This is a genomic window from Rhizobium sophoriradicis (assembly GCF_003939025.1).
GTDB lineage: Bacteria > Pseudomonadota > Alphaproteobacteria > Rhizobiales > Rhizobiaceae > Rhizobium > Rhizobium sophoriradicis.
The window spans coordinates 21336-34923 of the sequence record NZ_RQIH01000004.1 but is presented as its reverse complement, the minus strand read 5'-3'; the positions used below and the strand labels follow the sequence as shown (position 1 = coordinate 34923).

At 61.6% G+C, this 13588-nt stretch carries 12 protein-coding genes and 3 pseudogenes; 11 read left to right on the top strand and 4 right to left on the bottom strand.

Annotated elements, in window-relative coordinates:
• The first annotated feature begins 54 nt into the window (after positions 1–54).
• The 10 genes and pseudogenes from EFR00_RS07085 to EFR00_RS33485 form a co-directional block, all read left to right on the top strand.
• The gene (locus EFR00_RS07085; protein ID WP_077989733.1) at positions 55–933 is read left to right on the top strand and encodes a carbohydrate ABC transporter permease; all 879 of its coding nucleotides are present in this window, start codon (positions 55–57) and stop codon (positions 931–933) included.
• Positions 930–1763 carry a carbohydrate ABC transporter permease gene (locus EFR00_RS07080; protein WP_077989734.1) on the top strand — a complete coding sequence of 278 codons (834 nt, stop codon included), beginning with the start codon at positions 930–932 and terminating at the stop codon, positions 1761–1763. Before EFR00_RS07085 ends, EFR00_RS07080 begins: the two co-directional genes overlap by 4 nt.
• 4 nt (positions 1764–1767) lie before the next feature.
• Positions 1768–1971: a DUF2160 family membrane protein gene (locus tag EFR00_RS07075; protein WP_207241065.1), complete on the top strand. Its 204-nt coding sequence runs from the start codon at positions 1768–1770 to the stop codon at positions 1969–1971.
• Between the two features lie 4 nt (positions 1972–1975).
• On the top strand, positions 1976–3016 hold the full coding sequence (locus EFR00_RS07070) for an NAD(P)-dependent alcohol dehydrogenase (RefSeq protein ID WP_077989735.1): 1041 nt from the start codon (positions 1976–1978) through the stop codon (positions 3014–3016).
• 97 nt (positions 3017–3113) lie between these two features.
• A pseudogene (locus EFR00_RS33285) lies at positions 3114–3227 on the top strand (SDR family oxidoreductase); the annotation flags it as partial.
• Between the two features lie 47 nt (positions 3228–3274).
• On the top strand, positions 3275–4345 hold the full coding sequence (locus tag EFR00_RS07060; protein ID WP_077989737.1) for an ABC transporter ATP-binding protein: 1071 nt from the start codon (positions 3275–3277) through the stop codon (positions 4343–4345).
• A gap of 25 nt (positions 4346–4370) precedes the next feature.
• The gene (locus EFR00_RS07055; RefSeq protein WP_077989738.1) at positions 4371–5099 is read left to right on the top strand and encodes an SDR family oxidoreductase; all 729 of its coding nucleotides are present in this window, start codon (positions 4371–4373) and stop codon (positions 5097–5099) included.
• A 23-nt stretch (positions 5100–5122) separates the two neighbouring features.
• Positions 5123–5851, top strand: a complete 729-nt coding sequence (locus tag EFR00_RS07050) for an SDR family oxidoreductase (RefSeq protein WP_077989739.1) — start codon at positions 5123–5125, stop codon at positions 5849–5851.
• A 71-nt stretch (positions 5852–5922) separates the two neighbouring features.
• A pseudogene (locus EFR00_RS07045) lies at positions 5923–6364 on the top strand (adenylate/guanylate cyclase domain-containing protein); the annotation flags it as partial.
• Positions 6339–6502 (top strand): annotated as a pseudogene (locus EFR00_RS33485) (ABC transporter ATP-binding protein); the annotation flags it as partial. The pseudogenes EFR00_RS07045 and EFR00_RS33485, both read left to right, overlap by 26 nt.
• 72 nt (positions 6503–6574) lie before the next feature.
• On the opposite strand, the gene ssuD reads toward EFR00_RS33485, so the two are convergent.
• The 4 genes from ssuD to EFR00_RS07020 are packed head-to-tail and all read right to left on the bottom strand — an operon-like array spanning position 6575 to position 11783.
• Positions 6575–7744 carry an FMNH2-dependent alkanesulfonate monooxygenase gene (ssuD, locus tag EFR00_RS07035; protein ID WP_086156561.1) on the bottom strand — a complete coding sequence of 390 codons (1170 nt, stop codon included), beginning with the start codon at positions 7742–7744 and terminating at the stop codon, positions 6575–6577.
• Between the two features lie 60 nt (positions 7745–7804).
• Positions 7805–9067 (bottom strand): SfnB family sulfur acquisition oxidoreductase, encoded by a 1263-nt coding sequence (locus EFR00_RS07030; RefSeq protein WP_077989740.1) that lies wholly within the window; start codon positions 9065–9067, stop codon positions 7805–7807.
• A 6-nt stretch (positions 9068–9073) separates the two neighbouring features.
• Complete coding sequence (locus EFR00_RS07025) at positions 9074–10342, bottom strand: SfnB family sulfur acquisition oxidoreductase (protein WP_077989741.1); 1269 nt, start codon at positions 10340–10342, stop codon at positions 9074–9076.
• 31 nt (positions 10343–10373) lie between these two features.
• Positions 10374–11783 carry an LLM class flavin-dependent oxidoreductase gene (locus tag EFR00_RS07020; RefSeq protein ID WP_077989742.1) on the bottom strand — a complete coding sequence of 470 codons (1410 nt, stop codon included), beginning with the start codon at positions 11781–11783 and terminating at the stop codon, positions 10374–10376.
• A 386-nt stretch (positions 11784–12169) separates the two neighbouring features.
• On the opposite strand from EFR00_RS07020, the gene EFR00_RS07015 reads away from it, so the two are divergent.
• Positions 12170–13510, top strand: coding sequence for an ABC transporter substrate-binding protein (locus EFR00_RS07015; protein ID WP_077989784.1), 1341 nt, complete (start codon positions 12170–12172; stop codon positions 13508–13510).
• The last annotated feature ends 78 nt before the right edge of the window (positions 13511–13588 follow it).

Below are 13588 nucleotides of genomic sequence, written 5' to 3'. Positions count from 1 at the left end.
GGGATGCAGGCAGTCGGGCGAACAAGTGTCAAGGACGATCTGACGGAGCGCAGGATGAGACAATCCAACATCGGATGGCTGTTTCTAACACCAGCCACGATAATCCTGTTCGTCGTCGGGTTCGTTCCCTTCATCTACATTCTCTATGTCGGCTTCTTCGACTGGAACACCAACGCAGTCGACCCCACCCTGCGCTGGGCCGGCCTCCAGAATTATCGCAGCCTCGTTTTTGACACGACATTCCTGAACTCGCTTGCACGCACGCTGGTCTTTGCATTCTTCGTCGTCGTGAGCGAACTGTTGTTGGGCTACGTCCTGGCCCGCGCGCTGATGGCAGACCGCCTGTGGGGCCGGCAGTTCTTTCGCACGATCCACACACTGCCGATCGTTGTCGCGCCGATTGCAGTCGGCGCCACCTGGCGGCTGCTTTGCGTTCCGGGCTTGGGCATCGTGCCCTATTACCTGAAACTGTGGTTCGGCATCGACTACAACATCTCGACCAATGCCTATCACGCCTTCGCCACGGCGATCATCATGGACCTGTGGCACTGGACGCCGTTCGTGACACTGTCGCTCATGGCGGGACTGACCGCCTTGCCGAAAGAACCGCTCGAACAGGCGCAGATCGACGGCGGCAACAAGCTGCAGATTTTCTGGTACGTGATCGTTCCGATGTTGAAGCCGGTGCTGCTGACGACCGTCTTCATCCGGCTGATGGACGCGCTGCGCTCGGTCGACGAAATCTGGATGCTGACCAAGGGTGGTCCGGCTGAGGCCACCCGGTTCATCGGCCTTCATATCTGGATCAACGTCTTTCCGAAGACCGATTACGGCTACGGTGCGGCCATGTCGCTCCTGACGCTTTACGTCACTATCGTTCTGAGCTGGCTGCTGTTCGTCGCCATGACCGGCCGCAAGGGAGGCGCACAATGAAACGCTCCGGTATAGCCTCCTTCGTCCTTTGGATATGCCTGACCATTCTGACGCTGCTTCCGGTCTGGTGGATGCTGGTCGTTTCGATGCGCCCCCGCGTGAAGCTCTATTCGAAATCGTTCCTCATCGACGATCTTTACTGGAACAATTTCCTAGCGGTGCTGAACAGCTCGACCTTCCTGCAGTATCTCTGGAATTCGCTGATCGTGGCGACATCGAACGCAGCGCTGGTGTGCGCGCTCGGCCTGCTCGCGGCGTTCGGGCTGTCGCGTTACAAAATCGGCGGCGGCGACAACGTGTTTTTCTGGCTGATCACCAACCGCATGGCGCCGCCAGCCGTGTTTCTGCTGCCGCTCTTCCTGCTGTTCACCAAGTGGTTCGTGTTCGGCGATTTCATGCTGTTCGACACGAAGATTGGCCTGATCCTGCTCTATTGCGTCTTCAACCTGCCCTTCGCCGTCTGGCTCTTGAAGGGCATGCTCGACGGGATTCCGCTGGAGCTGGACGAAGCGGCGCGGGTCGATGGTGCGACCACCGGCCAGGTACTGTCCAACGTCATCCTGCCGCTGGCGCGGCCGGGATTGGCCGTCACCTTCATCCTGACCTGGATTTTCGCCTGGAACGAGTACCTGTTCGCAGCGACCCTAACGTCGTCGGCTAACGCCAGAACCGTGACGACAGCGCTCGCTGAATATGTCTCCGTCACCGGAACGAACTGGGGCGAGATGGCGGCGATGGCGTTCCTGACCACGCTCCCGGCCCTGATCGTGCTCGGCTTCGTCCAGAAACACATCGTGACCGGCCTCACGTTCGGCGCATTGAAAGGGTAAGATGATGGCTGGCGTTCAACCCCAGAAAACCCAACGCGACGGATTCCTGCCGATCCGAACCAACGGCTTCGACAGGGGCTTCATCTCGGTCGTGATCCTGATCCTGGTGCATCTTCTATGGATGCGCTTCCTCGAGGGCGTGTTGCCCCTATGGGTGGCGACGGTGCTCTGCCTGGCGCTGGCCGTATTCATTATCCGAAAGGGCTGAAGACATGAGATCGCTCGTCCTCGAACGCAAAGACGAACTGCGCATTCGCGACCTGGACCCGAAGGAGGCGCTCGGTCCCACCGACGTGCGCATCGCCATCAAGACCGTTGGCGTCTGCGGATCGGACGTTCACTATTACACGCACGGCGCGATCGGTCCGTTCGTTGTGCGCGAGCCGATGATCCTCGGCCACGAAGCCGCCGGCATCATCGAAGAGGTCGGCAGCGCGGTGCAGAACCTGAAAGTGGGCGACCGCGTTTGCATGGAGCCCGGCATTCCCGACCCTCAAAGTCGCGCGTCGCGGCTGGGTCTCTACAACCTCGATCCCGCAGTGCGCTTCTGGGCGACGCCGCCGGTGCATGGCGTGCTGAGACCGAGCGTGGTCCACCCGGCGGCCTTTACCTTTAAGCTTCCGGACAACGTTTCCTACGCCGCGGGCGCCATGGTCGAGCCGCTGGCCGTAGGTTTTCACGCAGTCTCCAAGGCGAGGCTGACGCCCGGGGCGATCGCGCTGGTCACGGGTGCCGGGCCGATCGGCATGGTGACAGCGATAGCGGCGCTGTCGGCTGGCTGCGCCAAAGTTATCGTTACCGACGTTGTCGACGAAAAGCTTGCCGTGGCGCGCAGCCTCGGCCCTGCCATCATCACCGTCAACGTGCGTTCGCAGGACCTGAAGAGTGTCATAGCCCGCCAAACCGACGGCTGGGGCGTCGATGTCGTCTTCGAATGTTCCGGCGCGGCCGAAGTGATCGCAGACACGGCGCACCATGGGTGCCCCGGCGGCGCGATCGTCTTTGTCGGCATGCCGGTGAAGCCGGTCCCGCTCGATGTCGTCATCGCCCAGACAAAGGAACTGCGCATCGAGCACGTGTTCCGCTACGCCCATGTTTACCCCCGCATCGTCGCGCTCTTGGGATCGAACCAGATCAATGTCGATGCGCTGATCACCGATACCTACGCCTTCGAGGATTCTGTCGAAGCGTTCGATTACGCCGTGCGACCGAAGCCGTCCTCCGTGAAGATCCAGATCGAGCTTGGGAAGTAGCATGTCCCTGCGGAAGCTGGATCTCACTGGAAGAGTGGCGGTCGTCACCGGCGCGGGGCGCAACATCTGCTATGCCTGCGCTGATGCCCTGTCGGAAGCGGGCATGGGCGAAGTCGAGGAAATTGCCTCTGTCGTCCTGTTCCTGGCCGATGCCGCCAGCCTGATGACCGGCAGCATCGTCGTTGCCGATGCAGGATACACCTCGTGGTGACGCTGCCCGCGGACCCGCCCCGACCACAACTGACTAAGGATTGACACATGGCGACGATCGAGCTCGACAAGGTCGACAAGCATTACGGCTCCTACCACGCACTGCGCGACATCTCGTTCGATATAGCCGACGGTGAGTTCGTCGTGCTGGTCGGTCCCTCCGGTTGCGGCAAATCCACGCTGCTGCGGTCGCTTGCCGGCCTGGAGGAGATCACCGGCGGCACGATCAAGCTTGGCGGAAATCGCGTCGACAACATCGCCGCCAAGGACCGTGACGTGGCAATGGTGTTCCAGAACTACGCGCTCTATCCGCACATGACCGTTCGGGAGAACATGGCCTTCGCACTGAAATTGCGCGGCGAGAATCTTGCCGATCGCAACGCCAAGGTCGACAAGGCTGCCGAGATGTTGCGGCTTACGCCCTATCTCGACCGATATCCGAAGGCGCTCTCCGGAGGCCAGCGACAGCGTGTCGCCATGGGGCGCGCGATGGTTCGCAGCCCAAAGGCGTTCTTTTTCGACGAGCCGCTGTCAAACCTGGACGCCGCGTTGCGGGTGGATATGCGCTCGGAGATCAAAGCTCTTCACCAGCGCCTCGGCGCGACTTCCGTGTATGTCACACATGACCAGATTGAAGCCATGACAATGGCGGACCGCATTGTCGTGCTTCGCGACGGCAAGGTGGAGCAGATCGGTGCGCCACTGGAGCTTTACGACAGGCCGGCAAATACCTTCGTCGCCGGCTTCATCGGATCGCCGGCGATGAACATGCTGCCGGCCACAATCGATCTCTCTTTGAACTCAGCGCGGCTCGCCGATGGGTCGGCTCTTCCCCTTCCACAAGGCACGCGGGCAACCAACGGCCAGGAGGTGATATACGGGGTCCGTCCTGACCAGTGGATATTGTCGAACGGCGATGCGGGCGTACCGGCGACTGTCGAGCTGATCGAGCCGACGGGGGCCGAAATTCTGCTGGCAGTCCAATTGGCGGGCAAGCGGGTCCTGTGCGCCTTTCGCGAGCGCCACGCGCTGAAGCCGGGCGACAGGATACGGCTCGACGTCAATCCCGCCGCGGCTCATGTGTTCGACAAGCAAACCGAGCAAAGACTCCCGTTCTGAGCAACAGGCATCGGAAGGATCAACCATGTCGGACTTTACAGGAAAAACGGTAATCATCACCGGTGCTGGCAAGGGCATCGGTCGCGCCTGCGTCGAACTGCTCGCCCACCGTGGCGCACGAATTGTAGCCCTGTCGCGTACCCAGGCCGATCTGGATGATCTTGCGGCAAAGTTCGGCGCGACGGTGATAGCAGTCGATCTCGCCGACAATGCAGCAGCACGCGCCGCCATGAAGAAGGCGGGGCTGGCAGACGCGCTGATCAACTGCGCGGGAACCAATGTGCTTGAAAGCGTCATCGATATGACCGAGGAGGGCTATGAGCAGGTCCTCGGCATCAACCTGCGGGCCGCGCTGATTTGTGCGCAGGAGTTCGCGCGGGCTCGCATTGCAAACGGAGGCGGCGGAACGATCGTGAATGTCACCTCGATCGCCGGACATCGGGGTTTCGTGGATCACGTGGCTTACGCCGCTTCGAAAGCGGGACTGGAAGGCGCGACACGTGTCATGGCCAAGGAACTCGGCGCCTACGGAATCCGGGTCAATGCAGTGGCGCCTACGGTGACCATGACGGAGCTTGCCGCCAAGGCTTGGTCCGAGCCTTCCAAACGTAACCCGATGATCGTTCGCCACCCGATGGCGCGTTTTGCAGAGGTCGACGATGTCGCGCGCTCGATCGCAGCGCTTATTTCAGAGGACGCCCCGATGATCACCGGCGCAGTCCTTCCAGTCGACGGCGGCTTCCTTGCTGTCTGAAAAACAAAAGGCGAGACAGGACAATGACTAAACCACTCGAAGGAAAGATCGCTGCGGTAACCGGCGCAGCTTCCGGTATCGGCCTGGCGACGACCCGTGCCCTGGTCGATGCCGGCGCCAAGGTCGTGATGGTCGACTACAACAGACAGGCGCTGGAAACCTACGCTGCCGAGTTCGGCGACGCCGTGGTCATGCAGGTCACCGATCTTCTGGACGCTGAAAGTTGTGCGGCCATGGTGCCGGAAATCCTGGCAAAAGTCGATCATCTCGACATCCTGCACTGCAATGCAGGGTCCTACATCGGCGGGGATCTTATTGATACCGATACCGCGGCAATCGATCGGATGCTGAACCTCAACGTGAACGCCGTCATGAAGAACGTCCGCGACATCGCTCCGCATATGATCGAGCGCGGGACCGGGGACATTTTGGTCACTTGCTCGGTCGCCGGCCATGCGCCAATCCAGTGGGAGCCGGTCTATTCCAGCTCCAAATGGGCGATTACCAGTTTCGTCCAGATCATGCGCCGGCAGCTGAAAAACCACGGCATCAGGGTCAGCCAGGTGTCGCCCGGCCCGGTTGTTTCCGCTCTGCTTGCCGATTGGCCCGCGGAAAACCTGGAGAAGGCAAAAGCCAATGGGAGTTTGATCGAGCCCTCAGAGGTCTCCGATGCCATCATCTTCATGCTGACCCGCCCGCGCAATGTCACGATCCGGGACATGATTGTCTTGCCGACAAATTTCGACGTGTAGGGAAGGAATACCAAGTCGTTGCCGGCGTGCCGCAGGACCGTCGCATCGAGTTCCGGATCGGTATCCATCTGGGCCAACCCGCGGCGGCAGCATCGCCGAAGCTGTCGATCGCCGTGCTGCCCTTCGTCAATATGAGCGGCGATGCCGAACAGGACTATTACGCCGACGGCATCTCGGAAGACATCGGCGCTGTCGAAGCTGTCGCAGCTCTTCGTCATCGCCCGCAATTCGTCGTTCATTTTCAAGCGCAAGAACGTCCATGTTCAGGAGGTCGGCACCAAGCTCGGCGGCGGCATGTGCTTGAGGGCAGCGTGCGCAAATCGGGGAACAGGCTCCGCATCACCGCGCAGCTCATCGACGCGACCACCGGCGGCCATCTCTGGGCGGAGCGGTTCGATCGCGACCTGACCGACATATTCGCGGTTCAGGACGATGTCACCCAGCAGATCGTCGACGCGCTGCGGTCAACTGACAGAGGGCTCACGCAGATCTCGCGACGGCCTATTACGTCACCGACAATATCGTCATCATGCGCAAGAGCGAAATCGTCGAGCGCGGCTAGGCGCGGACGGTGCTGGATAGTCCGCAGCGTCCGTATTCGCGGGCGCTGAGGATGCGGTGCTGGCGGCGGATTTCGGCGTGGCGGTGTAGGGCGCCGTGGAACATGCAGCGTAGCGCCGCCGCCCCCAGTCCTTTGAGACTGGAGGCGTTCGTTGTAATTCCTCAGGAGGCGGATGCGATCTTCACGTTCCCGCCATGTCCGCCTCCCCCAAAGACCCGGCGTTCGCCGAAAGAGGAGCGGATCTGCCCGTGGGGGCCCGGCAGGCCGATTTCGGGGAAGAGCAACTCGGAAACCCGGTAGGCTTCTTCCAGATGCGGATAGCCGGAGGCGATGACGGTATCAATCCCGAGCTCCTGATATTCCCTCAGTCGTTCCGCGATCGTCTTCGGAGATCCGACCAGCGCGGTTCCCGCGCCCGTGCGGACGAGACCAATCCCTGCCCAGAGATTGGGAGAGACTTCGAGCTTGTCGCGGCGCCCCTGATGCAGGGCGACCATGCGCGCCTGGCCGACCGAATCCGAGCTCTTCGCGAACACCTCCTGCGCTGCGGCAATCGTTTCGTCGGAAAGCTTGGAAATCAGCCGGTCGGCCGCGGCCCAGGCCTCCTCATCGGTCTCGCGAACGATGAAGTGGAGACGGATGCCGAAGGTGACGTGCTTGCCCTGCGCCGCGGCGGCCTTCCGGACCTTGGCAATCTTCTCTGCCACTTGCGCCGGCGGTTCGCCCCAGGTCAGGTACTTGTCGGTGATGCCGCCGGAAAACGCGATCGCAGCGTCGGACGATCCGCCGAAATAGAGCGGAGGGCGCGGTTCCTGTACGGGCGGCAGGCCAAGTCTCGCATCGATGGCCTTGATATACTTGCCGTCGAGGTTGGCCTTACCGGTCTCGACCAGCGAGTTGAACACCTGGAAGAACTCGCCGGCATGATCGTAGCGCTCGTCATGCGGCAGGAAAATGCCGTCACCGGCGAGCTCCTGGGCACTGCCGCCGACGACGATATTGATCAGCAGGCGGCCGTTGGAAACGCGGTCGAGCGTCGCGGCGAGGCGCGCATAATAGGCCGGCGATGCCGTGCCCGGCCGAATGGCCACCAGGAATTTCAGTCGCTCGGTATGGGCGGCGAGATCCGCGGCTAGAATGAAGGATTCCTCGCACGCCGCCCCCGTCGGGATAAGCACGCCGGAATATCCCAGCCGGTCGGCGGCCTTCGCGATCTCGCGAAAATAGCCGGGATCGGCCGGGCGGCTGAGATCGTCCGACCCCAGATACGCACCGTCACCGGACGAGGGGATGAACCATAGAAAGTCGAGAGGCTTGTCGATTGCCATTATTCCATTCCTGTCGAAACGCGGGAGCCGTCGCAGATAGTCGCGAGGTTGTGAATTCCGAAATCAGAGGGCGCCATGCCGCGGGGGCAGGATGCCGTTCAGATAGAAGTTTCCGATATGGTGGTATTTCCAGCGCACCGGATCATGCAGCGAATGCGTCCGGGCATTGCGCCAGAAGCGGTCGAGCCCATAGCTTTCGAGCGTCGAACGCGCGCCACCGAACTCGATAAGCTTGGTGGCGGCAAGCTGGGCCACTTCCGTCCCGAGCGCCTTGACCTCCGCGACAGCGATGGATGCCTCGGCTACGTTCGACGCCGTCGGTTCTGTGGTGGCGCGGTCGACGATCCGGCCGGCCCTTGCGAGCAGCGCATCGGCCGCATGCACTCTGATCGCCACATCGCCGACGCCGTGTATGGTGTGCGGATCCTCATAACCGTGCTCGATCGTCAGTTCAAAAAATGGCCGCGCATGGGCACGAACATAGGAAATCGTTTCCGCGAGCGCCCCGCGCGCGATGCCGACCTGCATGGCGGCATGGATGATCTGCGCGAAAGGACCCATCGGCGTCGGCTCTTCGAAGCTTCCATCATGGTCGACGATCTGGAACGGCGTCACCTCGACGTCATCGAAGGTCACGGTCCCGCTGCCCGTCGAACGCTGGCCGAAGGACGACCAGTCGTCGACGAAGTCGAGCCCCGGCGTCGCCCGGTCGATGAAGACCAAATGGACACGGCCGTTCGGTCCCTTCGCCACGGCGACGACGATATGGGCGAAGAGTGAGCCGGTCGCATAAAACTTCTGACCGTTCAGATAGAGCTTCCCGTCGCGCTCGGCGAAATGCGTCTTGAAGTCGACCGGGGTCTTCGTGCCGATCTCCGTGAAGGCGTTGCCAAGACGGTCACCTTCCAGCACGCGCCGGAAATAGTGCTGCTTCTGCTCCTCGCCGCCGGCCAGTCGCAGCGCCTCCACCATGTAGAAATGGTTTTGCGGGATCTGCCCGATCGATGAATCCGCAGCCGAGATGATGGCTGTGACCTCGGCCAGCGTCACCGCCGAGACGCCGGCGCCGCCATATTCTTTCGGGATGCTGATCGCCCAGAGACCGCTCTGCGAGAAGCGGTCGATCTCGGCGAGCGGAAGGCGTCGTTCGCGGTCCCGCTGGGCGGCACCGACCGCGAATTCCAGCGCAAGGTCCTTGGCGATCCGGATGGCCTCGGCATCATCCCGGACGACATGGGCCAAGCTCCGACGCGCGGCAATGTGCGGCGCAGGACGGCCGGCGGTGAGCGCGGCCTCCCGGTGCAGCTTGCGATCATTCGTGCTCATCTGGGCTCAGTTCCAGGCGTGACGCGGCGGATGGACGCCGTTCAGATAATAATTGCCGACATGGTAGTACTTCCAGCGCACGGGATCATGCAGCGTATGGACGCGTGCATTGCGCCAGTGGCGATCGAGCCCGTGCTCGGCGAGGGTCGAGCGCGTTCCTGCAAGTTCGAACAGCTTGTTCGTCGACAGGATCGCAATCTCCGTCGTCAGAACCTTGGATTCGCCTGTCTTGATCGTCGCTTCCGAGACCGCCTCCAGCGTCGGATTGGCGCGCGCGACGTCGATGGCGTGACCGGCGATCTCGAGCAACGCTTCGGCCGCATGCAGCTTGATCTTCAGGTCGCCGATCTGGGCGATGGTGAAGAGGTCTTCGCCGGCCGTCGCCTTGCCGCTGTCGATCCAGGGGCGGCTATATCTACTGACGAACTCGATCGTATCGTCGATCGTGCCCCGGGCGATGCCGACATCGATCGCCGACTGGATGATCTGCGAGACGGGGCCGCCGACCGTCGGATGGTCGAAAGAGGTGACCTTCAGCGCCCGCGCCTTCGGCACGCGCACGTTTTCGATCTTGACCGAACCCGACGCGGTGGTGCGCTGGCCGAAGCTCGACCAGTTGTTGGTGACGGTGAGACCCGGGGCATCGCGGTCGGCAAAGACGAGATAGCCCTGGCCGGTCTCATCGACACCGACGATCGGCACGATATGGGCAAGGAGCGCGCCAGTCGTATAAAATTTCTCTCCGTCGACGACCACGTCGTCGCCGTCATGAACGACCTTGGTCTCGAAATCGGCGACGGTCTTGCTCTTCAGTTCGGAAAAAGCGTTGCCGTATCGGATCCCTTCGAGCGCCCAGCCGAAGAACAGTTTCTTCTGCTCTTCCGTGCCGTCGAGATCGACGGTCGCGACGATCGCCAGATGGTTCTGGGTGATCTGCGCGATGGCCGGATCGGCTGCAGCGATGATGGCGATCACCTTGGCGAGCGTGGCATAGGAGACTTCCGGACCACCATAGGCTTTCGGCACGTTGATGCTCCAGAGACCGCTCTGCGAATAGGCGTCGAGCTCGGCGACCGGCAGCAGCCCCTCACGGTCACGCAGGGCCGCCCCGACCTTGAAGCTCGCGGCCAGCGTCTCGGCGATCTGGATCGCCTCCTCGTCGCTCCCGATCACATGCGCCGGCGTAACCGGGCGCGGACGGGGCGTGAAGGGATCGGTGGAATTGACGCGCGGGTGGACGCTGTAATCGATCGTGGTGTCGGTGATGCTTCCCATGGGAAAACCTCGTCGGGTTGAACTGGAATTTTCAGCTGGCATTGGCCAGCGTAATTGCCTGGTTGCGTTTGAAAGCTTCGATGTCGCGGTAACGGTCGGCCGGATGCGCCTTGGGCAGATAAGGCCCTTCGCCGAACAGCTTCTCCCGCAGCGTGCCGGCGCGATAACCGGTCGGATAGACGCCGCGCTTCTGCAGTTCCGGCACCAGATAGCCGACGATATCCTCGAAACTCTCGGGTGTTACGGCATAGGCAAGGTTGAAGCCGTCAACGTCGGTCTCCTCGACCCAGGCCTGGAGCTCGTCGGCGACGGTGGAGGGCGATCCCACGACCACCGGCCCCATGCCGCCGACACCGCCCCATTCGGCCAGCTCCCTGATCGTCCAGCGCTTGTTCGGATCGCCTTCCGAAAGGCTCTCGATCGCCGAATGGATAGCGTTGGTCTCGACCTTGCGCACGAGATCATCCGGTGCGTAGCGGGAAAAGTCGACGCCGGTCCAGCCGGACATGAAGACCAGCGAGCCGTCATAGGAAACGTAATCGAGATAGTCGCGGAATTTGGCGCGCGCCTTCTCGTCGGTCTCGTCCACGATGACCGTCATCAGATTGTAGATGCGGAACTTCGACGCATCGCGCCCGACGGCCGCCGCCCGCAGCCGGACATCGAGCACATAGTTCTTCAGGATCGTTCTGGTCTGCGCCGCGACGAAGACGCATTCCGCATGCTCCGCCGCGAATTGCTTGCCCGGCCCGGAAGCGCCGGCCTGGTAGAGCACCGGGGTGCGCTGCGGCGACGGCTCGGTCAGGGCGTAGCCCGGCACTTCGAAGAAGCGGCCCTTGTGGCCGATCTCGTGCACTTTCGAGGGATCGGTGAAGATGCGTTTCTCGCGGTCGCGTAGCACGGCACCGTCTTCCCAGGATCCCTCAAGGAGCTTGTAGATGACCTCCAGATATTCGCTCGCCACTTCGTAGCGGTTGTCATGCGCACGCAATCCGCCTTGCCCGATGTTCTTGGCGCCGCTCTCCAGATAGGAGGTCACGATATTCCAGCCGACGCGCCCCTTTGTCAGGTGGTCGGCGGTGGCAAGACGCCGTGCGAAGGGATAGGGGTGCTCAAACGAGATCGAGGCGGTGATGCCGATGCCGAGGTGTTCGGTGGCGAGCGCAATCGGGGCCGCGAGCTGGATCGGATCATTGACCGGAATCTGCGCCGCCTGGTGGATGGCGTGGTAATTGTTGCCCTTGTAAACATCGTAGTAGCCGATCACGTCGGCGACGAAGATGCCGTCGAAGACCCCGCTTTCGAGCGTCCTGGCAAGATCTTGCCAGTAGTCCAGATCCTTGTATTTCCAGGATTTGTCGCGGGGATGCGCCCAAAGGCCGGGCGACTGGTGGCCAACGCAGTTCATGTCGAAGGCGTTGAAATGTATCTGCTTGGTCATTCCTCGGTCCCATCCGGATTTCAGGCGTGGTTCCTGAAGCATCCCGATACGGCATCCATTTGACAGTTATTATATGTTTTTTATGGACTATTTCGTGGAAATTTTTTCTGACTTTGTTGATGGGCGGCTCTGGGCCTCGGTTATCACGCCTGACCGGCCTTATCCGACCGCGTCCGATCATGCCTTTCCGCTCGACCCGATTTCTTAAGTGAGACGTCGACGAACTTGGAAATAAATTCTATAAATTTTGTGTACTTTAAATTCCTGTTGGTTAACGGCAGGAGTTATCTGTCGAATGATCTCAACACGGCCGGCGCAGCTGCCACACGGAATATTGCTCCGTGGTCATTCCTGCGGCCGGCGCCGTCGCAACCGAGGATCAATTCATGTCCAACCCCATCATCGACCAAGCCTATCGCCGCCGCACGGTCTTGAAGACCATGCTGGCATCAGGAGCGCTCCCTCTTCTCTCATCGGGCGTCTTCTCCTCCGCCCTGGCCGCGGACAATCGGTTCGCCGGCCGCACCCTCAATCTCCTGATCATTCAGCCGCATGTCGTCACGGGCAAGAAGATCGCCGAGGATTTCGAAAAGCTGACGGGTGCGAAGGTCAACGTGACCGCCGTTCCCTACGACCAGGTCAGTGTCAAGGCGACCCTCGACTTTCAGTCCGGGGCCGGAGAATTCGACGTCATCGACTATTTCTATACCTACAAGGGCCAGCTCGCCGAGGACGGCGTGATCGAGGACGTGACCGACCTGATCGAGAAAGACAAGGCGGAAATCCAGCCTGACGACTTCATCCAGACGATCTATGACCAGTACACGCTGCATGACGGCCGTCGCTATGGCCTGCCTTATGATGGCGACAGCCACCTTCTGTTCTACAACAAGGAACTGTTCGATCGTTACGGTCTCAAGCCGCCAACGACCTGGGACGAATACACCGAAAACGCCAAGGTCATCACCGAGGCGGAATCCAGGAACGGGATCTACGGTGCTGCGGTCCTCGGCGCGAAGATCCCTGTCATCATCCTGTCGACCTATGCCAACCGCCTCACCGGTTTCGGCGGCAACTTCCTGAAGGCAGACGGCACCTCGGCCCTCGACAGCACCGAAGCCGTGGAAGCGCTGAAGTCGCTGCTCGCATCCGCACCGCATTCATTGCCGACGCCGCTCGAGACGCGCTTCGAGGAAGGTCTGCCCGCCTTCCTCAGCGGCAGGGCCGCCCAGATCGACTTCTGGACCGACCTCGGCGGTTATGCCCAGGATCCCAAGGGCTCGAAGATCGTGGACAAGTGGGGCGTCACCCGTATTCCCGTCGGCGGAGCCAACAAGACGCCGCGTCTTGCCTTCAACGCCGGCTTCGGCTTCGCAATCACCAGCGGCTCGAAGAACAAGGACGTCGCCTGGGAACTGATCAAGCTCGCGACCAGCAGGGACTACCACGAACAGCTGCTCACGCTGACCGGCTCCGGCATCGATCCCGACCGTCACTCCGGCCTCAACTCGGAGAAGTTCAAGGCCTTTCAGCCGCTCGTCCAGCCGCTGCTGGCAGACGGTGCACTGGAAAACAGCCTCGCCTGGCCGACCGCCGTCTATGCCCCAAAGCTGGAAAACGCGCTGACCGATGAACTCGCGCTGGCCCTTGCCGGGACCAAGAGTGCCGAACAGGCGATCGCCGATGCCCATAAGGCCTGGACGAACATCAATGAAGCCAATGGCTGATTATTGAGCCCCGGCCCACTTGGCCGACGTGGACTATGGGACCCGAAGGCGTGCCTCGCGGCAGAGCGGGGCACGCCT

Excerpts from the sequence above, each read along its gene's own strand:
- EFR00_RS07085 (WP_077989733.1), top strand. The coding sequence starts at position 55 with ATGAGACAATCCAACATCGGATGGCTGTTTCTAACACCAGCCACGATA.
- EFR00_RS07080 (WP_077989734.1), top strand. The coding sequence starts at position 930 with ATGAAACGCTCCGGTATAGCCTCCTTCGTCCTTTGGATATGCCTGACC.
- EFR00_RS07075 (WP_207241065.1), top strand. The coding sequence starts at position 1,768 with ATGGCTGGCGTTCAACCCCAGAAAACCCAACGCGACGGATTCCTGCCG.
- EFR00_RS07070 (WP_077989735.1), top strand. The coding sequence starts at position 1,976 with ATGAGATCGCTCGTCCTCGAACGCAAAGACGAACTGCGCATTCGCGAC.
- EFR00_RS07060 (WP_077989737.1), top strand. The coding sequence starts at position 3,275 with ATGGCGACGATCGAGCTCGACAAGGTCGACAAGCATTACGGCTCCTAC.
- EFR00_RS07055 (WP_077989738.1), top strand. The coding sequence starts at position 4,371 with ATGTCGGACTTTACAGGAAAAACGGTAATCATCACCGGTGCTGGCAAG.
- EFR00_RS07050 (WP_077989739.1), top strand. The coding sequence starts at position 5,123 with ATGACTAAACCACTCGAAGGAAAGATCGCTGCGGTAACCGGCGCAGCT.
- EFR00_RS07030 (WP_077989740.1), bottom strand. The coding sequence starts at position 9,067 with ATGAGCACGAATGATCGCAAGCTGCACCGGGAGGCCGCGCTCACCGCC.
- EFR00_RS07025 (WP_077989741.1), bottom strand. The coding sequence starts at position 10,342 with ATGGGAAGCATCACCGACACCACGATCGATTACAGCGTCCACCCGCGC.
- EFR00_RS07020 (WP_077989742.1), bottom strand. The coding sequence starts at position 11,783 with ATGACCAAGCAGATACATTTCAACGCCTTCGACATGAACTGCGTTGGC.
- EFR00_RS07015 (WP_077989784.1), top strand. The coding sequence starts at position 12,170 with ATGTCCAACCCCATCATCGACCAAGCCTATCGCCGCCGCACGGTCTTG.